Below are 25,225 nucleotides of genomic sequence, written 5' to 3'. Positions count from 1 at the left end.
TGCATTATGACATGAATCGTCGTGTTTGACGCAGCATAAAGTTTTTCAAGTCATCCAGATAAGTGAAAATGACGGGTACAACCACAAGAGTCAACAGAGTAGAGGTTATCACACCACCAATAACCGCATGAGCCATTGGTGCGCTTTGCTCACCGCCTTCGCCGAGACCTAAAGCTAAGGGAACCATCCCCATCACCATAGCACTTGTGGTCATCAAAATTGGACGTAAACGGGTCTTACCAGCTTGTAAAATAGCGTCATAACGGCTCACACCCTGATCCATCGCTTTCTTAATAAAATCGATCAGCAATATCGCATTTTTAGTGACAAGCCCCATCAGCATGATAATACCAATAATCGAAAACAGATTTAGGGTGCTTTGGAACAAGAATAGGGCAAGAAAAACACCAATCAATGACAAAGGTAAAGAGGCCATAATTGCTGCGGGATGAATAAAGCTATTGAACTGAGAACCTAACACGATATAAATAAATACAATCGATAGGGTAATGGCTGTTAATGCGTATCCCGCAGATTCAGCCATATCGGCGTTTGCTCCTTGAGTATCGAATGTATAGCCCGCAGGTAACTTAAATGCCTTTTGCATTTTGTCGATGTCTTGACCAATATCTCCGCTCGGGCGACCAGAGGTATTTGCCTCAATAAGAACCTCACGTTCAAGATCACGTCTGTTAATTTGCGAAGCCCCAAGTTTTTCTTCGGTCGTTGCGACGGCACTCAATGGAACTAATATATTTTGTCCAGCTGCATTGGTTTTATTAGAGTTGATATATAAATTTTGCACATCTTGCGGAAGCATACGTTTATTTTCATTTAAACGTAAATTCACATCATAAGTTTCGCCGTCACGATCTTCCCAAGTGGTGACATTATCGCCCGCAATTAATGGTCGAATGGCATTCGCAATTTGGGAAACAGATAAGCCCAAATCACTTGCTAGCACGCGATTAATATGAACACCTAAAGTCGGTTTAGGTTCTTTCAATGAGCTTTCTAAATCAACTACGCCTTTAATTTTTTCCATTTCAGCGATAAAGCGATCTGAAATTTTTTGTAGTTCATTTAGGTCAGATCCTTTAATAGAAATCATGATTGGCTTTTGTCCGCCAGAGACAGAGTCTTGTGCTGCGGCAACAGAAGTTACTCGAATACCCGCTACAGTTTGCAAACGATCACGGAACTCATTGTTGAGTGTATTCAGATCTGAGCTACGTTCTTGTTTCGGTTTTAAGGTCACCCCTAAACCAGCATGGTTTTTACCAGAGTCTACTTCACTGTTAACCACGCCATAAGTAGAAACCACATCAGGGAATTGTCTAATAATTTGATCGACCTGATGTAATTTGGCTTGGGTATATTCTAAAGAAGAATCTACAGGGGTTTCGAACTGGATACGGACTTCACCTTTATCTGGTGTAGGTACAAATTCGGTTCCAATCAGTTTCGATAGCCCTAATGCAGCAAATAATGAAGCGATTGCAACAATGACTGTAATGAAACGGAAGCGTAGAGCAAGCTTTAATAGCTTTTCATAAACATGAGTAAGCCGATCTAGCAAATTAGAAATATGGTTAAAAAAACGTTGTAGCCAATTATCTTTTTTCTTTACAGGATCTTTCCAGTGAGCTGAAAGCATTGGATCGAGTGTAAAGCTAATAAACATTGAAATTAAAACAGCCGTACTGACCGTTACACCAAATTGATAAAAGAAGCGTCCAATCAGACCACCCATAAAGGCTACGGGTAGAAAGACTGCCACAATAGTAAGCGTGGTTGCGAGTACTGCTAAACCAATTTCTTTTGTCCCTTCAAGAGCAGCGGTCACATGGTCTTTGCCAAGTTCAGTATGTCTGACGATATTTTCCCGAACTACAATTGCATCATCAATGAGTAAACCAATACTGAGTGATAAAGCTAACAGCGTCATCATGTTAATGCTAAACCCGAAAGCCCAAATAAAAGTTAAGGTTCCGAGCAAAGTAATCGGTAAGGTTAAACCGGTAATAACTGTAGAGCGGAAAGAGCCTAAGAAGAGTAAAACGATGAGAACTGCTAAAGCAGCACCTTCAATAATGGTTCGAACAACATCTTTGATTGAAGCGCGAATACCTTTAGAGCTATCAGCTACGACTTTGTAATTTAAGCCCGCAGGCATTTGATCTTTTAATTTCTCTAACGTTTGATAAGTCTGATCGACGACTTTAATGACATTGGCATCGGAACTTTTTAAGATATCGACTGAGACCGCAGTTCTTCCATTATAGAAGGCACTCGATTGTAGTTCGGCTTGCGTGTTCTCAACAGTTGCCACTTGCTTTAAAAAAATGGGTGAACCATTTTTATTGGCAATCACCAAATCACCGAATGCAAGAGGATGGATAACTTTCGATTGAATCTGTACGACCAGTTCAGAATTTTTTTGCTGTAAGGTACCTGCAGGCACTTCAATATTTTCATTTTTTAGCGTGTTAAGGACCTGATCAATACCAATGCCGTAGCTTTGCAATTGTGCAGGAATAACCTTTATTCGTATTTGCCGTTTAGCATCGCCCAATAAATTCACATTACCGACACCCGAAACCGTTTTAAGCTGAGGTACGATTTTTTTATCTACATACGAACTTAATTGCGCCAAACTCATGCTGTTTGATTCAAATACGACTGACATGATTGGGCTAGAAGAGGGGTCATAGCGTTGCACAATCGGTGTATCAATTTCATCACGGAACTGCGCTGTGGCGGGTGCAATTTTGTCACGAACATCTTGTGCCGCGATCGCTGAAGAAGTATCAAGATTAAACTCGGCAATCACCATTGAAAGGCCTTCACTTGAGCGTGAGGTAATCTGTTTAATTCCTGAAATAGTATTAATTTGATCTTCAAGTTTTTTTGTTATATCTGACTCAACCGCTTCTGGTGATGCACCCGCATATTGTGTAGTGACTACTACGAATGGGAAATCTATATTCGGAAACTCTTCGACAGTCATACGTTTCCAAGATGCCAACCCGAGTACCATTAAGCTAAGCATCATCATAATGGTAAAAACGGGGTATTTCACACTGATTCGAGTAAACCACATACGCTATTTGCTACCTTATTTATTTTTGTCGGTTGTAACCGTCACTTTTTTATTAATGTCGGAATCTTCAAATTGAATACGGCTGACTAGATCTGTGCTTTGTAAACCTTCGACTAAAGCAATATTGTCGTTATAACGCTGTTCAACCACCCGAATTTTAACTTTTTGAATGGTGTGATTGCGTATCACCCATACAAACGGATCATGTTGTATATTTTGAATACTATCTAAAGGAATAGTTTGGCCTTGATGAGTGTCATTGCGCAAAATGTTTCCATTAATGAAAGCTCCAATACTTAACGAGTCAATTTTTTCTTTAGGAGCAGCAAAAAACTCAATTTGTCGACTATCTTGATCTGCAACAGGTGAAATGCGAGTTAGCGTTGCATTTAATTGTTTAGAATTGCCCTGAATTTGATATTGAATGTTGCTACCGATCTTAAGCGCAGATTGCTGTTCAATTGGCAACTTGGCTTGTATTTCAAGTTGATCGGGATTTACGATTTCAAATAGTGTTTGTCCAACTGAAACAGTTTGACCGGGTTCAACTTGGCGTTTAGTAATCACACCTGAAATTGGACTAGTAATAATTCCGTCTTGATCCGCTTTTTTAGCAATATCAACATTGGCTTGTTGTGCTTTTACACTTTCAAGCTGGCCTTTATAGTCAACCTGACTTTGTTCAAACTCGACACGAGCAATAAAACCCTGATTAAATAATCTTTGTTTTCGGTTCATCAAATTACGAGCAAGTTCAGCTTGTGACTGAGCTGATGCAAGGTTGGCGCGTGCTTGCGCTAATCGTGCAACATTGTCCTGATTATTCAATCTCACCAGAACTTGACCTTTTTGTACCTGTTGGCCGACATTTGCAGTGACATTCGTCGCTGTTGCGCTTACTTGCGCCTGAATGGAACTTTGCTGAACCGCACGAATAGTTCCTGTAAATGCAGTTTGAGAATCAAGAGCTCCTTCTTTAACTGCAATAAGATCTTGAGGAATAAGCTCAATTTTTACAAGAGCTGAGGCTGAGGTTTGAGTTGTTTCTTGCTGATTACATGCAGCTAAAATTAAACATAAACTAATAATACTCAGTTTAAAAAAAGTAGAAGGGGTGAGATGCATTGTGTGCATACAGCATCATCCTATAATTCAAATTTTATTTTGCCCCTATTCTTGATAAACCTTTGCAGTTATTCAAGCTTTTTTAAACGATCGATAATATTTTCATACTCATTGTTGGTTCGGTTATAGGTCTTGGAAAGTGTTTCAAGTGTTTGTTTAACCCGATTAATATTATTTAGATTGTTTTCAATCAAAGCCTTATGACGCTCAGGAATCGGTTCTCCTTTTCTGAAATACTCCATTTCCTGACGCTTAAATAAAATTTTGTCTTGTTGTAATTGATTAAGTTGTTCCTGCTGATAATTAATTTGCTTTTTTATAGACACTAATGCCTGATCTCTTTTAATCGAAGCTGTCTTACTATTGCTATAAGCTTTTTTTAATTTGATATCTTGTTCTTTATGTCGCGCCAATAATGCCCGTTGACTCGATTGATTTAAATCAGCTTCAGCATTATAAGAGTGGTTTCTTTTTATTACTTGCATATTACGATCTAGAGCTTCATAACCATAACGAATATGAGCAGGTGTGACCGATGTACTAATATTGGCAATACCATGTTGGTCATAATAACGATACCAAACCGCTTTAGGTGTGTCGGCAATAGCAACACTAGAGGGTAAGAAAAAGAGTGATCCGAAGGAAATAATGCCTATAGATACAGACAAACAGTTCCTGTAAAAGGCATATTTCATCCTGTCATTCATTGAAAATCCCCAAAAAAGATAGCTAAGTCGCTTATTTTTAAATATTTAATCTTCATTATATTAATTATTATTTAGCTGAATAAAAATATAGTCATTATAAAAAAAATGATAATTTTAATTAAAGTGTGATGAGGTTAAAAGTTATTGTTTATAAATGAGAAAGTAGACAAAAATGCCTCATTGAAAATAGAAGGTGAGATATGTTAAAAATGCGTGTAAATGTGTAAAAACAAATTTAAGTTAAATTGCATTTATATTTTATTTTTATGGGGATGGAAGATTAAATGGAAGATGCATTCCAAAATCTGAAAGTAATGGTGATTGATGACTCAAAAACCATTCGCCGTACAGCAGAAACCTTATTACAGCGTGAAGGCTGTGAAGTCATTACTGCTGTGGATGGATTTGAAGCTTTGTCCAAAATTGCAGAAGCAAATCCGGATATTGTTTTTGTCGATATCATGATGCCTCGTTTAGATGGTTATCAAACTTGTGCTTTGATAAAAAACTCTCAAAATTATCAGAATATTCCCGTTATCATGCTCTCTAGTAAAGATGGTTTATTTGATCAGGCAAAAGGGCGTGTGGTAGGTTCAGATGAATACTTGACGAAACCTTTTAGCAAAGATGAATTGTTAAACGCGATTCGTAATCATGTAAGTTCATAAACAATAATTTGAGGGCAAAAAAATGGCACGTATTCTCATTGTAGATGATTCACCAACAGAAACTTTCCGTTTTAAAGAGATCCTAACCAAACATGGTTATGACGTGCTTGAAGCATCAAATGGTGCAGATGGTGTAACTCTTGCAAAAGCAGAGCAACCAGATCTTGTATTGATGGATGTTGTAATGCCGGGTGTAAATGGTTTTCAGGCAACACGTCAGATTACTCGTGATGAAGACACTAAGCATATCCCTGTTGTTATTGTGAGTACTAAAGATCAGGCAACTGACCGTGTATGGGGCAAGCGTCAAGGTGCAATCGATTATTTGATTAAGCCAATCGAAGAAAATCAATTGATTGATGTAATTAAACAATTTCTAAATTAACTCATCCATCCATAAAAACATAAATAACGGGCATTTTGTACCCGTTTTATAGGATCGAGTATGGCAGCGAATGGATTTATCGAGTTACTTCGTTTGTCTAAACGGGGTAATAAGAATTACGCTTCAGTTCAAAATGAAGCACAGCGATGGTCAGGAATTGCTTTTGAAATGAGAGGGCAATACTTCGTCGCACCACTTGGGGAAGTGTCAGAAGTAATCTATCCGCCAAAATATACACCTGTTCCAAATACCCAAAGTTGGGTAAAGGGATTGGCAAATATTCGAGGAAGATTACTTTCAGTGTCTGATTTGGCGCATTTTATTTTAGGGCAACGAAGTTCATTTTCGTCAACTCAAAAAGTATTGTGTATTAGCCATCGCGACCAGTATGTGGGGTTGGTCGTGGATCAGGTTTTGGGGATTCAGCACTTTAATAAAAAAAGCTTTTTTTCTCAAAGCTTAGACTTAGAGGAAAATCTAAAAGAATATTGCCAAGGTTATTTTCATCAACATAACCAACATTGGCATGTCTTTTTATTTAGTCGTTTATTGCAAAACCCACATTACATGAATGCATCGACAAAATTTATAAACTAATTTTTACGCTGTGAAAACAGAGTATTTTTCTGGGGAAAAGCTATGGGCTTTAAGCTTAAAAAGAAAGGCAGCAGTCGGGTTGCGTCCGAAAAATCGGGTGTCAATTTTATTGCAACAATCCAGTCAAAAATTGAGCAGTTTGCCAGTTTATTTGGGGAAAGTGAAAAGTCCAAGCCAATCCTATATGCAGCACTTTTATGTTTTGTGCTTGCATTAGTTTCTCTAGCCTATCTGTTCTATAACGTTCCACGTCATAACCAGTTAATTCGAAGTCTCGGTGAGTTGCGTTTGTTATCTCAAACGATTTCTAAACAAGCAACTGAAGCAACTGAGTCTGGCTCTCAAGAGGCAATCACCAAGCTACAGCAGTCTCAAAAAGACTTTAATGAAAACTTACTTGAGATTGAAAATATTCACGGTAAATCGACTGATGAATATCAAAAAGTTCAAGTTATGTGGACTGAACTTTCAAAAAACATCGATTTGATTTCAGCACATCAAAAAGTCCTTAACCAGTTATATGACACCAACATCTCTATTAGCGAAACCGTCCCTGAGATTCAGGCAGAATATAACTTGATGGTTGACCAAATGGCGCGTCAAGGTTTGCCAAGTAGTCAGGTAATTATTGCTAAAAACCAGGTATTTATTGCCGAACGTATTTTACGTTCTATTAACTCGGTATTAAGTGGTACCGATGGCAATGTATCGACTAGCGATTTTGGTGTAGACATTGATACGTTTGGTACGTATTTAAATGCTGAACTTAATGGTAATGCTGAATTGGGTGTTGATCGTATTGCTGATCCGGCTTTACGTGAATCATTAGAAAGTATTAAATCTGAATATGACAAAGTCTTAAAATCTGCTGCTGCCACGGTATTAAAAAATGGTAACCAGATTGTCAATGTTCGTCAGGCATCTTCTCAGATCTTCTCTAAATCAGATGTGATGTTAGATAACTTGGGGCATTTATCTGATGTAGCAAGAAAGAACTGGCTTACTTTATTGTTAGGTGCGGTGCTAATCAGTTCTTTAGCAGGCTTAATCTTCTCTGTATTTAAATTGATCACATTACGTAGTGTGATGGATAAGCAACGTGTTACTCGATTACAAGACGAATATGACCGTAACCAAAACGCGATTTTACGTTTACTTGATGAAATCGCCGATCTTGCAGATGGTGACTTACGTTCATATGCAACTGTATCTGAGGATTTTACGGGAGCAATTGCCGACTCGATTAACTTTGCGATTGACCAACTACGTGACCTTGTATCCCGTATTCATGAAACCTCTCAAGAAGTTGCTCGCTATACACAAGATACGCAGAGTATTACGAACCAATTAGCAGAGGCGTCTGAGCATCAGGCTCAAGAAATTGCTGGTGCATCAACAGCAATGAATGAAATGGCGCAATCGATTGACCAAGTATCTTCAAATGCATCTGAATCTGCTGAGGTAGCAGAGCGTTCGGTACAAATTGCCTCTAATGGTGCGCAAGTGGTAAACCGTTCAATTGAAGGTATGGACACAATCCGTGAACAGATTCAAGAAACGTCTAAACGTATTAAGCGATTGGGTGAGTCTTCACAAGAAATTGGTAACATCGTATCGCTCATTAACGATATTGCCGACCAAACTAACATTCTTGCATTAAACGCAGCAATTCAAGCATCTATGGCTGGTGAAGCAGGCCGTGGTTTCGCCGTAGTTGCTGACGAAGTACAGCGTCTTGCAGAGCGTTCTGCATCGGCAACTAAACAGATCGAAACTCTGGTTAAAACAATTCAGACTGATACAAATGAAGCTGTTATTTCGATGGAACAAACCACCACTGAAGTTGTGCGTGGTGCAAACTTGGCAAAAGACGCGGGTATTGCCTTGGATGAAATTCAAAAAGTATCGGGTGACTTGGCAAACTTAATTGCCAGCATTTCTGATGCAGCAAAACTTCAATCTGCATCTGCCAGCCATATTGCGACCACCATGACAGTCGTACAAGAAATTACTTCACAAACGACAACTGCAACCTTTGATACAGCACGCTCTGTTTCTGAACTAGCAAACATGGCAGAGTCATTACGTGAATCGGTAACGGACTTTAAATTACCTGATTAAATTGGGGATGAGAATAGCTGTTTCAGTACCGCTATTCTTCTAAAAAGTATTAACAACACCAGATAAATATTGGGGAAACAGCTATTTTTCTGGTGTTGACTCTGTCGTTTTTCTCCATTTAGGAGACAAGCAAAAGAAGCCTTTGCTATGAAAGAAATATTAAAAACTTTAACTGAAGCAATGATGCTACCGGAAGATAGCTACTCTCAACAAGATGATGAATTTCTTGAAATATTTGTCGAAGAAATTGAAGAAATTTTTGTTGAATTACAATCTTTGATTCACGAATGGATGCAATCTGAAAATGTTGCTACGCTTACTGAAATCCGCCGTCATTTTCATACATTGAAAGGTTCAGGGCGAATGATTGGGGCCAAATCTTCTGCTGAGCTTGCTTGGACTGTGGAAGATACGCTTAATCGGGTAATCAATCAGAGTCTCGGATTAACTCCTGACATCCAACAATATGTTCAGTTGGTATTTAAGTTCTATTTCTTTAAGTTAGTAGATGACTTCAAATCTAAAAAAAATCATACCCTAGACTTTAGGCCCCTAATTTTATTGGGACAACAATTACAGCAACAGCAAAGTATAGAACCCGCGTTAGACGAACTTTTATTATTATCAGATATTCTTACTGCTGAAACTCAAACTGGTTTAGAAGCGAATGACTTAGAACCAGAATCTACAGAAGTTTTAACTATTTTGACTCCAGAAGTTGCTATAGAAACTGAACAGACTCTTGCTGAAACCTTAATTTTATTTATGGAAGAAGCAGAAGAGCACTTAGCGACAATTGATCAGTTTTTGGAAAAAGAAATACATCAGCATGAAAGTTATAATGCTCTAATACGTGCGTTACATACATTACGTGGCAGCTCTGCCATGGCTCATGTAGAACCAATCTTTGAAGCTAGTACCAAAGTTGAGCATTTATTTAAAATACTATTACAAGAAGAGCTTTCTTCTCATTCAGAAGAAGTTTCATTACTCCGTGATTATCGTCAGTTTATTCGAAATAGTTTAGATCTATTGGCTGCACATTGCTCTACTGAGCAATTGGAATCTGATCTACAAAAATTTAATCAGGTTTGGGATGCTTACATGGAGCAGCATGGTGAGCATTCGAGCCCACTCATGCCTCCACATGGTTTAGTGTCTCAGCTATTACAGCTAGATGTTGCTGAATTACTTGATGCGGAATTAGACTTTGAGAAGGGAATACGTACAGAGTTTCCTCATTATCTTGAACGTTTAAGTGAACAAGCAGATGTTTTGCTGCAACATACTCAGTCGCAGGCAATGATTGGTTTATATGAATATACTAACCAGTTGAAAGAAAGCTACGACATATTGCTTGATCGACCTGATTTATTGCAATCAGATTATATTTTTGAAATTTATCAAAAAGCGCACCAACAATTAATTCAGTTATTTGATGCATTAGCTGCGGGACAAAGAGTAAGTATCATCGAGCAACACCAAAATGTCTTGGATGAGCTAAAACTATATACTCAATATATTCCAAATCTTAATTCCGAATCATTAGAAACTCATCAAGACGTTTTTGAACCATTGTTTAATGCTGAAGTTGAACAAACGGCGAATGAACCTCTGATAGAAAATGTATTCACTGATCAGGTCACCATAGGACAGAGTGTACAACTAGATCGACAGTTTATTTCGTCTGAGCATGTAAACCGTCATTTTGATCCAGATCTTTTAGATATTTTTCTTGAAGAAGCCGATGAGTTGCTTGAGGGAATGGATACAGATCTTAATCTTTGGGTTAATGATCAAGAAAACTTTGCCGCTCTCAATAATCTGATGCGTTATTTGCATACCTTAAAAGGTGGGGCAAATATGATTCAGGCAACTTATATTGGTTTAATTGCACATGAGTTAGAAAGTATTTATGAGCGTTTAATTCAAAAACAGTTGATAGTTTCGTCTGCTCTCATTGATTTTATTCGACTAGTTCAAGATGACTTGGCTGACCGTCTTCAAATAGTGCGTGAACAGCACCTAGATTATGCTGCTTCTCATACTATTCAAGCACTTAAAAATGCAGGTCAGGTATTTGATTCTCATATTAAAGAGAGCAAAACAGAACCTGAAACGTATGTTATACCTGAATTAAATTTTGAAGTATTACAACAAGAAGCGATAAATAATACGGCGTTAAACCTCAGTGAGTTAACTTCTGCTTCTGAGCAGATTGCTAAGTCTAATAATCAACTTGTTGAGCAAACCGAATTACAAGTTCTTTATGCTGATCACGATCATACAGAGAGTATCCCAGATCAAGATATTAATACTGTTGTCGAGCAGACATTCATGGAGGAAGCGGCCGAACTATTAGAAATGGCCGATCACTTATTAAAACAATGGTTCGAGCAACGTACTAACCGTAGTATCTTGCTTCAACTACAAAGAGCAGTGCACAGCTTGAAAGGCGGTTCCCGTATGCTGGGACTTGAAACCGTGCAAGCGATTGCTTATCAACTTGAGAATGCTTTTGAACAATTTGCGCTTCATCATTTCAGCTCAAATATTTATGACAACTTATTAGAGAGTGCAATTGTCTGGTTAAAAGAGGCAATTTTTAAACAAAATTATCAACACTTCGATGGTTTACAACAAAGTCTGGAAAATATCCAGTTCATTGAAAGAGCAATTCAAATTCCTAGTAAGTTAACTAGAACTGATCTATTCAGCACGGAACCTGTAATGAGTTTTGTGCAAGGTGACGGTACAGAACCACCGCCAATGATGGGTGAGTGGGAACAAGCACAACGCCTTGATCAAAATAATGAGATGATTCGAGTCTCGGCAGATTTAATTGAAAAAATGATTGATCTGTCTGGTGAAAATTCGATTAACCGTTCGCGAATTGAAATGGATTTAAGCCAATTTGGTCATACCTTAGCGGAAATGGAATTGGCTATTCAGCGACTTGCAGATCAGTTGCGTCGAATGGAAGGTGAATTGGAAACCCAAATTATTGCAAAGCACGGTATTGAGAACTCACGTTATACGGAATTTGATCCTTTAGAGATGGACCAATATTCTTCATTAAATCAGTTATCAAAGTCTCTTGCCGAGTCTGCATCGGATTTAGTAGATTTTAAAAATACATTATCTGAAAAGATCAGAGACACTGAAGGTTTATTGGTACAGCAATCGCGTATTCAGGCTGAAATTCAAGAAGGTCTTATGCGAACACGCTTAGTACCATTTTCTCGATTATTGCCTCGTCTGCAAAGAATTGTGAGGCAGACTTCTACCACGTTAAATCGACCAGCGGAGCTTTTTGTTAATAATACAGAAGGCGAGCTGGACCGGACAATGTTAGAACGTTTGGTTACGCCACTTGAGCACATGCTTAGAAATGCAATTGACCATGGATTAGAAGACCGTGCGCAACGTGAACAAGCTAAAAAACCAGAAACTGGACGCATTGAACTCAATATTCATCGTCAAGGTACAGATGTTGTAGTTACATTTAAGGATGATGGGCAAGGTATTGATATCGAGAAGGTTCGTCAAAAGGCGTTAATGTCTGGTTTGATTAATCCAGAGCAAGTATTAGAACATCAAGATATTTTACAGCTGATTTTCCATCCTGGTTTAAGTACAGCCGATCAAGTCACTCAGATTTCAGGCCGTGGCGTCGGACTGGATGTCGTGCAAAGTGATATTAAGGCCTTAGGTGGCCATGTGAGTGTCGACTCTGTATACGGGCAGGGAACTGTCTTTACCATACGTGTTCCAACGACAGTAGCTGTTAGTGATGCTTTAATGGTTAAAGTTGCTGATCAGCAATTTGCAATCCCACTGGCGCAGATTGATCGAATTGTACGAGTTTCACCAGCATCATTAGAACAATATTTCGGAAGTGAACAAGAGCTCTTTGAATTTGAAAATAAGCGCTATCCATTACGTTATTTATCTGAGTTTGTTGGTAATCAACCAATTCCGCGCTTAAGTGGAATGATGTATTCATTACCAGTATTAATGATTAAGGCAAATAATGGACAAACCGTCGCCTTATTAGTTGACCAACTGATTGGCTCACGCGCACAGATTGTAGTTAAGCCAATAGGACAACAATTCTCTAGCATTGGTGCGATTGCAGGAGCAACTATTTTAGGTGATGGTCAAGTTTGTCTAATTTTAGATGGACAAAATATTGCTCGCCAAATTCAATCTACTCGCCGACATAAATCGCTTAATGAAACTATCTATAGACAACGCGAGTCTGATGAGCGACGTCTTATCATGATTGTAGATGACTCGGTAACTGTACGTAAGGTGACGTCTCGCTTACTTGAACGTCAGGGCTATGATGTAGTCACAGCTAAAGATGGGGTTGATGCGATTGAGCAATTGGAAAATATTAAACCAGATCTCATGTTACTTGATATTGAAATGCCACGAATGGATGGCTTTGAGGTACTTAATCTCGTTCGACATCATGATCTACATCAAGATATACCAGTGATTATGATTACATCACGAACTGGTGAAAAACACCGTGAACGAGCATTTACTTTAGGTGTGAACCAATACATGGGTAAACCTTTCCAAGAAGAAGACTTACTTGACAATATTGATGCGTTATTCATGACATTTGAAGGGAGACTTGCCTAATGAAAAGTAATATAAGTACATCCTTAATTAATGAAATGGACCAGCAAGAGCTTCAGCATTTAATTACTGTCTCAACTGGTTTTATTGATGCATATATTATCGAGTGTCATCAGCAAGTGCCGATGCTATTGCCGCAAAATATAGTGTTATCTGCTATGGATGTTAAAAACGGTATCAAGCATATTGAATGGCATGATGTAAAACTCCCTGTTTATTCGGTTCACAACGAAATAGATTCTCGAGCAGTAGCTTTAGTCATTGAAAGCGAAGACATTAGTCAACGTTTTGCACTTGTGTGTAAATCGATGCCAGTTTCAGTTCGCCTGCGTATTTCTGAAGTCGTAGATGAAAATGACGATATACAAGAGTCTTTACAGCACCCAACTGTATTTAAATATATTCGTATGGACAATCAACGCTACCATGTTCCTAATTTGCAATATATTCAAAATTCATTTCATCTATAAAAAAAGGAACTCATTTTGAGTTCCTTTTTAACTTTTACTTAGCTAATAAATTTTCCAAAATTTGCTCATAAATATCAGTTAGTGGATCAAGGTCTTGTACATCAACATGTTCGTTAATCTGATGAATTGTTGCGTTTAGAACACCTAATTCCAATACCTGTGCGCCTGTTGGAGCAATAAAACGACCATCAGAAGTCCCACCACTCGTTGAAAGCTCAGTTTCAGTACCCGTTACGTTCAAAATAGCAGTTTGCGCTGCATTAACGAGTTCACCCACAGGTGTTAGGAATGGTAAACCAGAAAGATTCCAAACGATTTCGTACTGTAAACCGTGTTTATCTAAAATCTCATGCACACGTTGTTTAAGTTGTTCTGCTGTTACTTCTGTTGAATAACGGAAGTTAAAAGTAACTTCTAGTGCACCAGGAATGACATTTGTTGCGCCAGTGCCAGCATGAATATTTGAAATCTGAAATGATGTTGCTGGGAAATATTCATTTCCATTATCCCAAACAGTTTGGCACAGTTCTGCTAAAGCTGGTGATGCTTCATGAATTGGATTGCGCGCCAAATGTGGGTAAGCCACATGACCTTGCTTACCTTGAACTTTTAATACGGCATTAAGTGAACCACGACGACCATTTTTAACAATATCACCCAATTTATGAGTACTAGAAGGTTCGCCTACCAAACACCATGTCATCTTTTCGTTACGTTTTTCAAGAGTCTCAATCACTTTAACCGTACCGTTAATAGCAGGTCCTTCTTCATCAGAAGTAATTAGAAAAGCAATCGAACCCTTGTGATCAGGATGTTTTGTGACAAAACGTTCAGATGCAACGACCATAGCTGCAAGTGCTGTTTTCATATCGGCCGAACCACGACCATATAATTTTCCATCGCGAATTTCAGGTACAAACGGATCTGAATTCCATGCTTCTAACTTACCTGTCGGAACTACGTCAGTATGACCGGCAAAACAAAATACAGGTTCTTCAGTTCCGCGACGCGCCCAAAGATTGTCAACTTCACCAAAACGCATTGGTTCAATATGAAAACCAATTTTGGCTAAACGGTCTGCCATGATGGTTTGGCATGTATGATCAATAGGAGTAACAGAAGGTTGTTGTAACAGTTCTAAGCTAAGCGAGAGAGTGTCTGAATGGTTCATACCGAAAATTGCGTGCTGATCAGGTGAAATATAGTCCGATATAATAGGCGAATCTCTAAGGGATGGGTACGTAAAAATAAAAAAACCTTATCGGAATGATAAGGTTTTTGAAGTAACAACTCTAACTTACATTTTATCTTGTGTTTTTTCAGCAGTATTTGTTACAGCATCACCTGCTTTAGAAACATCTTGCCCAAAACCTTTAAACGTATTACACCCTGTTAAAATAACAGCAACCATTACAGACGCAGCTAAAACTTTTTTCATCATTTTCTCCGTTTAAATTTAATAATGAAGTAAATTTAGATTAAAAAACAAACGGAAAAAGAAACATGACTGTTTAATAGTAAAAACGTTATAAAATGTTTCTAGAAGCTTAAAACTTATTGTTAATTAGCTTAATTTTTGCAGGTGAGGCTTAATGTTTAAGTACGAAGGATGTCTAAACATATAAAACAAAACCTCTTCACTATTTTTACAATATAGACCGTCTGTCCACCAATGTGCTGGATTTGAAGTCTGCTCTTTATTTGGACACAACCATTCGTGTCTTTCCAATCGATAAAAAGAAGAATGGGGAATGGTAGTCCCCCAATATCCCAGACGACGCTTTAAATTTATCCAGTCTGGTAGCGACTTTTGAGAATTTAACTGAAGTGGTAGGTAGAGTTGTCCTTTTAAAACCGCAAAACGTTGTTGAATCCTAAAATTTAATGCCTCACAAAATTGGAATTGCTTATTCGTAAAATGATAAAGCTTCTTGCTTAAAGTATCTTGACGGTTTAATCCAATCCATTGCTCTAAATGTAAGTCTGCCTCGCCCAAATAGTATTTTAACGCGACCTCCCAATGTTCAATTTGTTGATTTTCTTTATTTAAAATTAAAAAATCCAGTTCACCTAAAGTTTTTGCTCCATCAATTTTTTGAATACTGTGACCTAAGAGTTGGTAAGGATGATAATTATCCTCTTGTAGCCAGAACCAAAGTAAATTCTCAAAGCGTAAGCCTAAGCGTGTACTTTTAAGTTGAGATAAAAACTGGATTAAAGGCTCTGGTGACTGATCGAGCTCTTTTAAACGTGGTAAATAATTTTGGAAATGCTCTTCCCATATTTCGGTTGGGTGCAGCTTAAAGTCGTGTTGTATAGAAAAACTTTTTGGTAATTGGCAAAGTAAATTTGGACTAGCAATACAAAAAGCCAGCTGTCGCACTATAGGATGTTGAAATTGAAGCCATGGTTCGAAATAGGAAGTTTTCACTGAGGCAATATTCATATATTTAATACTCGAAGTAATTCATCCTAATTTCATACGGGATCAACAAACAATATTAGAAAAACACTTTATACTAAAGCTAACAGCAGGTTAAGGTTTATATATGCGAACATTGTTCTGGCGCTCTTTGGTCGTGATTTTTATCACGCTAGGCATTATTGGAGCAATTTTACCAGGTATGCCCACAACAGTGTTTTTGATTCTGGCTGCATGGGCAGCTTCAAAGGGATGGCCACAAATGGATGATTGGTTATTAAACCATCCCAAATACGGCCCAACATTACGTGATTGGCGAGCCAATGGTACAGTACCACGTAAAGCCAAATGGATTGCAAGCATAATGATGGCAATCAGTGGCCTTATAATGCTATTTACTTCAGCACCGCTTTGGGTCAAGGTTTTTACTGATACTACCATGTTCATCGTTGCAGTTTGGTTATGGCTACGCCCTGAGCCAAAATTAAAAGATTGATAATCTTTTAATTTTGGCGCAAGACAAGCAGTGAAACTGCGCGTAGATAAGAGAAGATTGATAATCTTTTAATTTTGGCTCAAGACAAGCGGTGAAACCGCGCGTAGATAAGAGAAGATTGATAATCTTTTAATTTTGGCGCAAGACAAGTTCTTCATATAAATTTTTACTTAAACTCAAAGTATTTGAGTTGATATAAGAGAATAAGTTCAATGTCTCAATTTAAGCTCGAAGATGCAGATGTCCTCATCGATTTAGTAAATCAAACATTAACTTTGCCTAAACATAATAAGTTTTATGTCATTTCTACCGGAAAGAACGGAATCGGTGAGCAAGAGAATACTGGTAGGACTCCACGTGGATGGCATAGGGTTGCAAAAAAAATTGGTGCACAATCTCCTCAAAATGCGGTTTTTATTGCACGTAAGCCCACAGGGGAGGTCTATAGTAGTGAACTTGCAGCACAATTCCCTGAACGAGATTGGATATTGTCACGCATTCTTTGGTTAGATGGCTTAGAAGAAGGCTTTAATAAAGGTGATGGCCACGACACCATGCAGCGTTATATCTATATTCATGGCACACCTGATAAAGAACCGATGGGTGTTCCCATGTCACATGGATGTATTCGAATGCGTAATGAAGAAATCATTGAGTTGTTTGATTTAGTCGCTGAAGATGCATTGGTTTATTTGTCTGAGCAATCTTTAACCTAAAATAAGATTTTAAAAATTCTTATTTAATTAGCTGAATGATCAAAATATTAAAATAAGTGCTTAAATAAAATACAAAAAATTGTTTTTTACTTAATAATGACTTATTTTTAATCATTCATTCGCATTTTTTTGAAAAGTTGTCGAAAAGCGTTTGACACCTGTTAAAGATTCTCTATAATGCACCTCACAAACGATGAAGACGTTAAGGGCGCTTAGCTCAGTTGGTAGAGCGTCTGCCTTACAAGCAGAATGTCGGCGGTTCGATCCCGTCAGCGCCCACCAAGCCTTTACGTTAAGCTCTCAAGTGCAGCGGTAGTTCAGTTGGTTAGAATACCGGCCTGTCACGCCGGGGGTCGCGGGTTCGAGCCCCGTCCGCTGCGCCACTTAAGACTTAACATCGTTTACCCCACAATTGCGATATTGTGAAAGTGCAGCGGTAGTTCAGTTGGTTAGAATACCGGCCTGTCACGCCGGGGGTCGCGGGTTCGAGCCCCGTCCGCTGCGCCACTTTTCAGTTCGGGTTGTGTTTGGAAGATGATTTAAGATGTAAAAATTTTAAATCGAAAAATTAATAATTTATTAGTTTTTTCTTCTTGGGGCGCTTAGCTCAGTTGGTAGAGCGTCTGCCTTACAAGCAGAATGTCGGCGGTTCGATCCCGTCAGCGCCCACCATATATGTGACCATACTTTATTTTAAAGTATTGTAGTGCAGCGGTAGTTCAGTTGGTTAGAATACCGGCCTGTCACGCCGGGGGTCGCGGGTTCGAGCCCCGTCCGCTGCGCCATTCTCTTGATTCCCTTGTCTAGAGAATGTAGAGTATAAAGATACATTCGCTATCTTTTCTCATTAAGGGCGCTTAGCTCAGTTGGTAGAGCGTCTGCCTTACAAGCAGAATGTCGGCGGTTCGATCCCGTCAGCGCCCACCATAATTTCTATCAGAAATTTAAAATCTCCTAAATTCATAATATCTTTAAGTTATTCTTTTTATTGATCGCTAGTTCTTAATTTTTTAGCATTAGTGTTTTTTTACTCTTGCTGTTGATGGGCTTCCTCCTCCTTATTAAATTTCTTTATTAGTGGCTAAAGATATGAATCTAACCTGCAATTTATGATCTTCAGCTTAGATCAACTTTGTATTTGTACAGATCACTAATATTTTCACAAATAAAAAAACTGCTATTTTTTAAATAGCAGTTTTTTATTAAATTATTTTTAATATTCGTTTAAAAGCCATCCACTCGTATACGCGAAATATTCACGTAACCATGCATTGTAGCGAGTAGCTAATGGTGTCTCGGCCGCTACCCCATAAACTTGGGTATAGCCCTGTTTTTTTGCAATTGCTATTGCTCGAGGAATATGAAAATCACTTGTCACAATAGCGATTGGCTGGTCTAAGGTAATGTGGTGCTGTTCTAATAAGGGTTTACTATTTTTTAAGTTAAGCTCTGTGCTGGTACTTTTATCTTCAAGGATCATTTGATCTCTTGCGATATGATACTTTTGTTCAAGATAACGAGACATAACCAATGCTTCGCTTTCTTTTTCTGAAAAATCAAGACCACCTGTTAGAACAATCTGTGCTTGCTGCTGTTTTAGGGCTAGAGGGGCGGCCGTATCTAAACGTTTTGCAAGAATTGTGGATGGCTGACCATTCTCAACACCGCTTCCTAAGACAATAATTGCTTTTACTGGAGGAATATTATTTGAAGTATCTTTATTTTCTTTAATAAAGCTAAAGAAATAGCCTAAGCCAATTAACCATATCCAGAAGCATAACCATCCAAAACGCCAAAGTGTGTGTAAGCGATAGTGATAGAAGAAAAAGCGTTCTAAATGATAATAAAATAAGGAATATAGGCAGAAGAAAGCACCTAGAATTAAAGGAATAACGGTTCCTACATTAATTTTATTGAGACAAATTAGAACTAATCCATCTAGAAATAAAATCGAACCAATGATTGCTAGGAAAATACGGATCCACTTACTGACTTGCATTGTGCTTAGAGTTGCAATTTAAATTGCAGACAGTGTATGCAAAATCATTCTGAATGCAATAAAAAACCGAGTAAAGCATTTAAGCTATTACTCGGTTTTAGTTTTTATTGATCTTTAATAAACATCACGGCGGTAACGGCCTTGTTGTCTTAAATCATCTACCTGTTCTTCACCTAGAATTTCGATAAGTGCTTGATCGACTCCACTTGCCATACCATCAATACTACCGCATACATACAGAACAGCACCGCGTTCTACCCAGCTTACTAATTCTGCTGCATTCTGACGGATTACATCTTGAACATACATGCGTTGTTCTTGATCTCTGGAAAATGCTAAATCGAGGCGTTTTAACATTCCTGTGGTTTTCCATGCTTCAATAGTTGATGCATAGAAGAAATCACATGCTCTTTGACGTTCACCAAAAATTAACCAGTTTTCAGTGTAATCATGACGCGTACGGGTGTGTAATAGGCTCATTAAGCCAGCAATACCTGTTCCGTTACCAATACAAATAATAGGGCGGTTGTCATCAATAAGATGGAATGATTCATTGGTACGAATACGCAAGGCAATTTCATTATTAACTTGCGTATATTGAGTAAGCCAACCTGAACCTAAACCTAAGTTGCCAGACGCATCATATTGTTGGCGTACAACCAAACGAAGGACTTGCTGAGAAGGAATACTCGCAATCGAATACTCTCGCGTTGGTAGTGTTGGGAGCTGCTCTAATAAATGATCCAAATTGGCAAATGGTTCAATTTCACCAGTTAAATCTTTATTCCAAAGTGCTTTTTCGATTGAAATCTGCAATGAATCAACTTTTGAATTTTTAAGAATATGATGCTTTTGCAAAAAAGCATGAATGCGCTCAGGACTATTACCAGGCTGGATTTCAGCAATATCACCCGCTTGCCATATCGCTTCATGATTTGCTTTAAGTTCAATATTATAAGCAGGCTGACCTAAGCTATTTGGATTGAGTAAATCACGTTGCTGCAATGTCCAACTATCAAATACTTTTTCCAGATTTACAGCATGTAAATCTAATTTGGTTGCTTTAGCGAGAGATTGATTCCAATTTTGAATATCCGATGGGTTTGCATTATCAACTTCAATTGTATTGAAGAGAGCATGGGCACCATTTGCTTTAAGCCAAGCATCTACTGCATGGCCAAAACTACAATAAGTGTCTGGATATTCTTTAGAGCCCAGCGCTAGAACAGCATAGTTGATGTGCTTAAGATCCACATTCAATTTTAAAAGTTTTTTAGCAAAGCTTGTAGCAAGATCAGGAGCATCACCAGTACCATAAGTACTGATCACGAATAAAACCTGTTGATGTTGCTCTAAATCAGTTTGTGTTAGTTGCTGTACAGGTTTTACCTGAACAGGTTGATGAGCTTCTTGTAAACTTGTTGCCGTGCTCCAAGCGAGTTGTTCAGCTACGCCTGTTTGAGTTGCATAAGTAATAAGCCAAGGCTTTGCATTTGGATCAATGTATTGTCCTGCTAAAGACTGACGAGCCGCCTGTGTTAATTTTTTCTGTTTACGGCGTTTAAGATACAGCATCCACCCAGTAACCAAGAACAAAGGCATTGCTAGAGAAGCAAGCATCGCAACGAATTGATAAATTGGTCCAAAGAAGCTACCGCGGTGTACGGGTAACATGCTGCTCATAATCTTTTGATTAAGCTTTTTGTCTTCGTAAAGCTCCATCTTTTCGATGTTGCCAGTTTGATAATTATAGATGGCTTGGTTACGTGCCCGTTCGTGTTGTGGGGTAGCATCGACAAAGGTTAACTCAATTTTTCCATCATCTTTTTTCGGTAAGCTTAATGTTAGAGTCGAATAATCACGTCCAACCTGACTATTGAAGCCACTCCATGTTTGATTAAGTGCTGTAATGAGTTGAGTATTATCTAATTGAGGCTCTGATTTTTTATCATTATTACGGTCAGATTGTTTACCTTGCTGCATTCCACGATTTTGATTTTGAGGAGCAGCGCCATGATCTTGTCGTTTAGGTTGTTCAACTCCCATCACTTTGAACATGCCACTACGCCACCAATCATAAGACCAATATAGGCCTGTACATGCGAAAAGAAGATAAAAAACAATGACCCATGTGCCGACAACAGCATGTAGATCCCAAATAAAATTCCGGCCTTTGAGTTTCGGTTTAACAGCAAGCCATTGACGAGCAGAGTGCTTTTTAGGCCAACGTAAATATAACCCACTGAGTACGAAGTAAATTAGCATGAGTGCGCAGGCACCAGTAATTTGTTTACCAACTTCACCTGCTGTTAAATTACGATGAATTTGTTGTATGAGTAACAACAACTTTCGGCCTTTAACATCTGGAAGAATCTCAGCGTTATAAGGGTTCACCATCATATTATAGCCACGGCGTTCACCTTCTTTTTCAATATTCACCACAGAAGAAGAGGTGGGGTCCTTGGCGATCGTAATGCTATTAATTTTGATTTCAGGTTGGGTTGTATTGAAATGCTGGTAAAGCTGAGCAGGAGTTAATTTTGGAGTGTTTTCAGCTTGAACAACATAACTATCAGAATTCACCCATTTTAAAATTTGTTGGTCATAAGAATAAATTGCCCCTGTAACACCCATAATGGATAAGATGAGGCCAGCAGTGATACCCAGAAACCAATGAATTTGAAATAAAATTTTTTTAAACATGGTCGAAAATGTAAATATGATGGAGATCTTGTAACGAAGTATAGCCGAAGATTGGGGAGATAATATGGATTTTGGAGATAATATTAATTTTCATTATCATTTATTTTTAGCTTAATAAAAAACCTCCCTAAGGAGGCTTTTTATAAAATCTAGAATTACAAGGTTTTTGGTTCGCCTACAGATTCTTTTAAGTGTGTGCGAATTGTGTTGAACGAGAAGTTTTTCGAATCCATGCGCTTAGGTAGGATATAAGCACCTTGTTGTTCTTGGCCTTTTGGATCTTTTACTTTGAAATTGACCAAAATAAAATCAGGTGTATTGTACCATTCGTAGATATTTTTCCATCCAATAGTACCTACGCCTTCTTGTAAGCCCATTTGTTGACGCATCACAATACCATGAGGCTGCACACCTAAACGAATACCTTTGATTTCCTGTACCGGAAATTCATTCATTTTGCGTTTAACGTACCACTCTAATCCGTATTTACGACCTAGGTAGTAAAGTACAACAGCGACAATAGCAACCCAGCAAAAAACAGTAGAGTAGTTCTTAATAAAAATAAGACCTAATATAGCTAGGGCTAAAACGACACCCATAATTGCCCAAATTTTTGTGCTGATTTTATTGGTGCTGCGCCAGATAAGAAGCTGTGCATTACGTTGTTCAGCTTCTGACACATCATAGGGAACAGGCTGAAGCGTATAAGCGTATAAAGTTTTCGCGGTCATAGTGCAAATAACAAATTGTAAACTGTTTTAAGTTTAGCATTAATTGGCATAAGTCAGGAAAGGATATTATGCCAATTTCATACTAATTTCCGACTCAAATTTATAACGATGCAAGCTCGCTGGCATCATTATCAAGATCATGACTTAGGCGTTGTTTTAGCATACTAAAACGGTTCAATACACCAAGCATGAGTGATAGCTGCTGTAAAATAATGAGTGATTTCTGGTCCTCTTCATTATTTTGACTCAAACGTTGACGTATCGTCTGGAGCATATTTTGTGCTGTAAGATCAGGCATCTCATCTCTTAATAATGCACCCTGAATATCATCTAGCGCTTGGTCTAAGAGTTTAAGAACAGCTTGATCTTGAATGCTTTCTCGATGTGCTCCAAGTGCGGCGATATAACTTAAAAATGTATGGTTTAAACATAAAAATTCAAAGATATCCGACTTACGGGTAGGGTCAAAGTCTGGCTCTGTTGCTAAAGTTGAAATAAGTGAAGCAACCTCGGCATCTGTATTATGAGCAGCTCGTCTTACAATACGGTAATTCAACGCATGATTGCGGCCTTCATGATATTGTTTAACAACTTCAGCTAAATAATTGCATTGAGCTTGTAATGAACGTCTGATGTTGCGAGGTAAGCGTCGGAATTTCCAGTCAGGCCAAATAAATGTCACCCCAAACCAAGCTAGGGCACATCCAATTAAAGTATCTACAAATCGCGGAATAGCAGCAGCCATTGCCGAGCCATCTAGATTAAAGTTAATTAATGCCAAAATTGTAATAAATGCGGTTGCTTGAGCATATTGCTTACTGCGTAACTCAAAAAACAGTACCCCGCTCAAGATCAACATTAATAGTTGTCCTTCGACGGAAGGCACGAGAAATACAATGGTAAGACCAACAATAATTCCGACTAATGTTCCGACAATTCGTAAGCGTAAGCGACGTTTGGTTGCGTTGAAGTTAGGTTGGCTTACAAATAGGGCTGTAAGCATAATCCAATAGCCGTACTCGATATTGGTCATTTGAATCAGCACATACCCAATAAAAAGAACAATTGAGACGCGAATTGCATGGCGGAAAAGTACAGATTCAGGAGTTAGATTTTGCTTTATTCGGATGACAATATCGTTCCATCCTTGTAAATCATCATCTTTAAGCTGGTTCTCTGCTTGTTTAACTTTATCAGACTGAATGTGTTGTTCCGTTTCTAAGTTGAGTAACTGAGAGTCGATAGATTTTAAATTTTGGTATAAAGCGAAGAGAGCATTTACCCATAACAGATCATAATGCTGATCACGTCTTAGTTTCTCTAAAGATAGTCTTAAGTTCTCAAAACTCTGCTTGAAGCGTTTGTTATGATTATAAGGTTTGCGTTGTAAAATACATTCGTTTAACTCTTGGCAAGCTTTGCCTTGAACCGCCAAAATTCGTTGAAATCTAAATAAAATATCACTGTGCTGAAAAATTTTGGCTAACTTTTGATAGTCGATATGGGCTGAGTCAGCACGCTCATGAATGTCTTGAGCGACAAAATAATAATGTAAGCTTCGGCGTGTATCTTTTTGCCCACGGTCACCTTTTAAACGAGTCAATAAAGCTGTTTTTAAGTCGTTAAAAATCGTAATTAACTTACCATTTTCTAATGACAGCTCAATCATACTTTGCTGATAGCTGGCAGGAGTCATATCTACATCAAATAAATTTGATTTTGCAAATAGAAAATCACCTAGAGATGCATAAGACGCTGCGAGTTTATCTTGAAGTTGGCGAACCGGAAATAGTAAAAAGCTAATAGTAGCAATGACGCCATACCAAGCAGCACCTGCAACTAAAAGAGCAGGTTGAATATACCAGTGATCAAAAAGGTGAACACCCAACATGGTATAGACCGAAACAACCAAACAGCCATAAGAAATAGTGGCGTAACGACGTCCTAATGAACCTAGTAAAATCCAGCCAATACATGAAGCAATCAACCCTAAAGCAAAAGCCATTGGGTAGGGGAAAAGTAGTTGTACAGAAGCTGCGGTAACGAAGAACCCAATATAAGTATAAATTAGGTTCATGATTCGCACGGAAAAGCGATCATCAATATCACTCAAACCTGCTGCGACTACACCTAAAGTGAGTGGAATAGTTGCTAATTGATAGCCTAAAAAATAAGGCACGAAAGCAGTTCCTGAAAAGGCTATCAGCATTCGCACGTTATACATAAATGTTGTGTTATAAGTCGCTCTTTTTAGGCGTTTAAACCAAGATTTCAAATGAAGTCCTTGCTGATCAACCTGAGTGATAAAGGATTTGTGTATTTCTACACCAAT

18 protein-coding genes and 6 tRNA genes are annotated in these 25,225 nt (G+C 38.2%); 14 read left to right on the top strand and 10 right to left on the bottom strand.

Annotated features, from left to right (window positions below; genetic code table 11):
• Positions 1-4: 4 nt before the first annotated feature.
• From WBW42_RS03910 to WBW42_RS03900, 3 genes are all read right to left on the bottom strand, one after another.
• Complete coding sequence (locus WBW42_RS03910) at positions 5-3,103, bottom strand: efflux RND transporter permease subunit (RefSeq protein WP_284105243.1); 3,099 nt, start codon at positions 3,101-3,103, stop codon at positions 5-7.
• Between the two features lie 15 nt (positions 3,104-3,118).
• A complete protein-coding gene (locus WBW42_RS03905) occupies positions 3,119-4,228 on the bottom strand; it encodes an efflux RND transporter periplasmic adaptor subunit (RefSeq protein ID WP_080776822.1) in 1,110 nt (369 codons plus the stop codon).
• A gap of 68 nt (positions 4,229-4,296) precedes the next feature.
• Positions 4,297-4,935 carry a hypothetical protein gene (locus WBW42_RS03900; protein WP_017400247.1) on the bottom strand — a complete coding sequence of 213 codons (639 nt, stop codon included), beginning with the start codon at positions 4,933-4,935 and terminating at the stop codon, positions 4,297-4,299.
• A gap of 284 nt (positions 4,936-5,219) precedes the next feature.
• Between WBW42_RS03900 and pilG the strand changes: the two genes are divergently transcribed.
• The 6 genes from pilG to WBW42_RS03870 all read left to right on the top strand — a co-directional run bounded on the left by pilG (position 5,220) and on the right by WBW42_RS03870 (position 13,826).
• Positions 5,220-5,603 carry a twitching motility response regulator PilG gene (gene pilG / locus WBW42_RS03895; RefSeq protein ID WP_000389061.1) on the top strand — a complete coding sequence of 128 codons (384 nt, stop codon included), beginning with the start codon at positions 5,220-5,222 and terminating at the stop codon, positions 5,601-5,603.
• A 22-nt stretch (positions 5,604-5,625) separates the two neighbouring features.
• Positions 5,626-5,988 (top strand): response regulator, encoded by a 363-nt coding sequence (locus tag WBW42_RS03890; protein ID WP_002116220.1) that lies wholly within the window; start codon positions 5,626-5,628, stop codon positions 5,986-5,988.
• Between the two features lie 60 nt (positions 5,989-6,048).
• Positions 6,049-6,585 (top strand): chemotaxis protein CheW, encoded by a 537-nt coding sequence (locus tag WBW42_RS03885; protein ID WP_002116439.1) that lies wholly within the window; start codon positions 6,049-6,051, stop codon positions 6,583-6,585.
• Between the two features lie 42 nt (positions 6,586-6,627).
• Positions 6,628-8,706 carry a methyl-accepting chemotaxis protein gene (locus WBW42_RS03880; RefSeq protein WP_005072794.1) on the top strand — a complete coding sequence of 693 codons (2,079 nt, stop codon included), beginning with the start codon at positions 6,628-6,630 and terminating at the stop codon, positions 8,704-8,706.
• Between the two features lie 147 nt (positions 8,707-8,853).
• Entirely contained in the window at positions 8,854-13,359 is a 4,506-nt protein-coding gene (locus tag WBW42_RS03875; RefSeq protein ID WP_032070562.1) for a hybrid sensor histidine kinase/response regulator, read from the top strand.
• A complete protein-coding gene (locus tag WBW42_RS03870) occupies positions 13,359-13,826 on the top strand; it encodes a hypothetical protein (RefSeq protein WP_002116250.1) in 468 nt (155 codons plus the stop codon). The genes WBW42_RS03875 and WBW42_RS03870 overlap by 1 nt, the downstream gene beginning before the upstream one ends.
• Before the next feature lie 34 nt (positions 13,827-13,860).
• On the opposite strand, the gene dapE is transcribed toward WBW42_RS03870, so the two are convergent.
• From dapE to WBW42_RS03855, 3 genes are all read right to left on the bottom strand, one after another.
• Positions 13,861-14,997, bottom strand: a complete 1,137-nt coding sequence (gene dapE, locus WBW42_RS03865; protein ID WP_032056673.1) for a succinyl-diaminopimelate desuccinylase — start codon at positions 14,995-14,997, stop codon at positions 13,861-13,863.
• A gap of 126 nt (positions 14,998-15,123) precedes the next feature.
• Positions 15,124-15,267, bottom strand: coding sequence for an entericidin A/B family lipoprotein (locus WBW42_RS03860; RefSeq protein ID WP_014207555.1), 144 nt, complete (start codon positions 15,265-15,267; stop codon positions 15,124-15,126).
• Positions 15,268-15,390: 123 nt separating this feature from the next.
• On the bottom strand, positions 15,391-16,272 hold the full coding sequence (locus tag WBW42_RS03855; RefSeq protein WP_032056672.1) for a DUF1853 family protein: 882 nt from the start codon (positions 16,270-16,272) through the stop codon (positions 15,391-15,393).
• 103 nt (positions 16,273-16,375) lie between these two features.
• Here WBW42_RS03855 and WBW42_RS03850 point away from each other — a divergent pair, with 103 nt between their 5' ends.
• The 8 genes from WBW42_RS03850 to WBW42_RS03815 all read left to right on the top strand — a co-directional run bounded on the left by WBW42_RS03850 (position 16,376) and on the right by WBW42_RS03815 (position 18,387).
• Positions 16,376-16,744 (top strand): YbaN family protein, encoded by a 369-nt coding sequence (locus WBW42_RS03850; protein ID WP_017400240.1) that lies wholly within the window; start codon positions 16,376-16,378, stop codon positions 16,742-16,744.
• 212 nt (positions 16,745-16,956) lie between these two features.
• Positions 16,957-17,460, top strand: coding sequence for a cell wall-recycling L,D-carboxypeptidase ElsL (elsL, locus tag WBW42_RS03845; RefSeq protein WP_032056671.1), 504 nt, complete (start codon positions 16,957-16,959; stop codon positions 17,458-17,460).
• Between the two features lie 206 nt (positions 17,461-17,666).
• Positions 17,667-17,742 (top strand) — tRNA-Val (locus WBW42_RS03840).
• A gap of 24 nt (positions 17,743-17,766) precedes the next feature.
• A tRNA-Asp gene (locus tag WBW42_RS03835) sits at positions 17,767-17,843 on the top strand.
• A gap of 47 nt (positions 17,844-17,890) precedes the next feature.
• Positions 17,891-17,967: transfer RNA gene (locus WBW42_RS03830), tRNA-Asp, on the top strand.
• Between the two features lie 89 nt (positions 17,968-18,056).
• Positions 18,057-18,132 (top strand) — tRNA-Val (locus tag WBW42_RS03825).
• Between the two features lie 36 nt (positions 18,133-18,168).
• Positions 18,169-18,245 (top strand) — tRNA-Asp (locus WBW42_RS03820).
• Between the two features lie 66 nt (positions 18,246-18,311).
• Positions 18,312-18,387, top strand: a tRNA-Val gene (locus WBW42_RS03815).
• A gap of 286 nt (positions 18,388-18,673) precedes the next feature.
• On the opposite strand, the gene WBW42_RS03810 is transcribed toward WBW42_RS03815, so the two are convergent.
• From WBW42_RS03810 to yccS, 4 genes are all read right to left on the bottom strand, one after another.
• On the bottom strand, positions 18,674-19,459 hold the full coding sequence (locus WBW42_RS03810; protein WP_032056670.1) for a YdcF family protein: 786 nt from the start codon (positions 19,457-19,459) through the stop codon (positions 18,674-18,676).
• 114 nt (positions 19,460-19,573) lie between these two features.
• Positions 19,574-22,162: a PepSY domain-containing protein gene (locus WBW42_RS03805; RefSeq protein ID WP_032056669.1), complete on the bottom strand. Its 2,589-nt coding sequence runs from the start codon at positions 22,160-22,162 to the stop codon at positions 19,574-19,576.
• Positions 22,163-22,317: 155 nt separating this feature from the next.
• The gene (locus WBW42_RS03800) at positions 22,318-22,893 is read right to left on the bottom strand and encodes an SdpI family protein (protein ID WP_002116136.1); all 576 of its coding nucleotides are present in this window, start codon (positions 22,891-22,893) and stop codon (positions 22,318-22,320) included.
• Between the two features lie 100 nt (positions 22,894-22,993).
• Positions 22,994-25,168, bottom strand: a complete 2,175-nt coding sequence (gene yccS, locus WBW42_RS03795; protein ID WP_032070540.1) for a YccS family putative transporter — start codon at positions 25,166-25,168, stop codon at positions 22,994-22,996.
• Positions 25,169-25,225 lie beyond the last annotated feature (57 nt).

The sequence above is a fragment of the Acinetobacter sp. LT1 genome, from assembly GCF_059800965.1.
The sequence above is the reverse complement of the archived record's forward strand: the minus strand, read 5'-3'. Positions and strand labels throughout refer to the sequence as shown.

Bases quoted from the DNA above. Each gene is read 5' to 3' on its own strand.
- WBW42_RS03910 (WP_284105243.1), bottom strand. From the start codon at position 3,103: ATGTGGTTTACTCGAATCAGTGTGAAATACCCCGTTTTTACCATTATG.
- WBW42_RS03905 (WP_080776822.1), bottom strand. From the start codon at position 4,228: ATGCATCTCACCCCTTCTACTTTTTTTAAACTGAGTATTATTAGTTTA.
- WBW42_RS03900 (WP_017400247.1), bottom strand. From the start codon at position 4,935: ATGAATGACAGGATGAAATATGCCTTTTACAGGAACTGTTTGTCTGTA.
- pilG (WP_000389061.1), top strand. From the start codon at position 5,220: ATGGAAGATGCATTCCAAAATCTGAAAGTAATGGTGATTGATGACTCA.
- WBW42_RS03890 (WP_002116220.1), top strand. From the start codon at position 5,626: ATGGCACGTATTCTCATTGTAGATGATTCACCAACAGAAACTTTCCGT.
- WBW42_RS03885 (WP_002116439.1), top strand. From the start codon at position 6,049: ATGGCAGCGAATGGATTTATCGAGTTACTTCGTTTGTCTAAACGGGGT.
- WBW42_RS03880 (WP_005072794.1), top strand. From the start codon at position 6,628: ATGGGCTTTAAGCTTAAAAAGAAAGGCAGCAGTCGGGTTGCGTCCGAA.
- WBW42_RS03875 (WP_032070562.1), top strand. From the start codon at position 8,854: ATGAAAGAAATATTAAAAACTTTAACTGAAGCAATGATGCTACCGGAA.
- WBW42_RS03870 (WP_002116250.1), top strand. From the start codon at position 13,359: ATGAAAAGTAATATAAGTACATCCTTAATTAATGAAATGGACCAGCAA.
- dapE (WP_032056673.1), bottom strand. From the start codon at position 14,997: ATGAACCATTCAGACACTCTCTCGCTTAGCTTAGAACTGTTACAACAA.
- WBW42_RS03860 (WP_014207555.1), bottom strand. From the start codon at position 15,267: ATGATGAAAAAAGTTTTAGCTGCGTCTGTAATGGTTGCTGTTATTTTA.
- WBW42_RS03855 (WP_032056672.1), bottom strand. From the start codon at position 16,272: ATGAATATTGCCTCAGTGAAAACTTCCTATTTCGAACCATGGCTTCAA.
- WBW42_RS03850 (WP_017400240.1), top strand. From the start codon at position 16,376: ATGCGAACATTGTTCTGGCGCTCTTTGGTCGTGATTTTTATCACGCTA.
- elsL (WP_032056671.1), top strand. From the start codon at position 16,957: ATGTCTCAATTTAAGCTCGAAGATGCAGATGTCCTCATCGATTTAGTA.
- WBW42_RS03810 (WP_032056670.1), bottom strand. From the start codon at position 19,459: ATGCAAGTCAGTAAGTGGATCCGTATTTTCCTAGCAATCATTGGTTCG.
- WBW42_RS03805 (WP_032056669.1), bottom strand. From the start codon at position 22,162: ATGTTTAAAAAAATTTTATTTCAAATTCATTGGTTTCTGGGTATCACT.
- WBW42_RS03800 (WP_002116136.1), bottom strand. From the start codon at position 22,893: ATGACCGCGAAAACTTTATACGCTTATACGCTTCAGCCTGTTCCCTAT.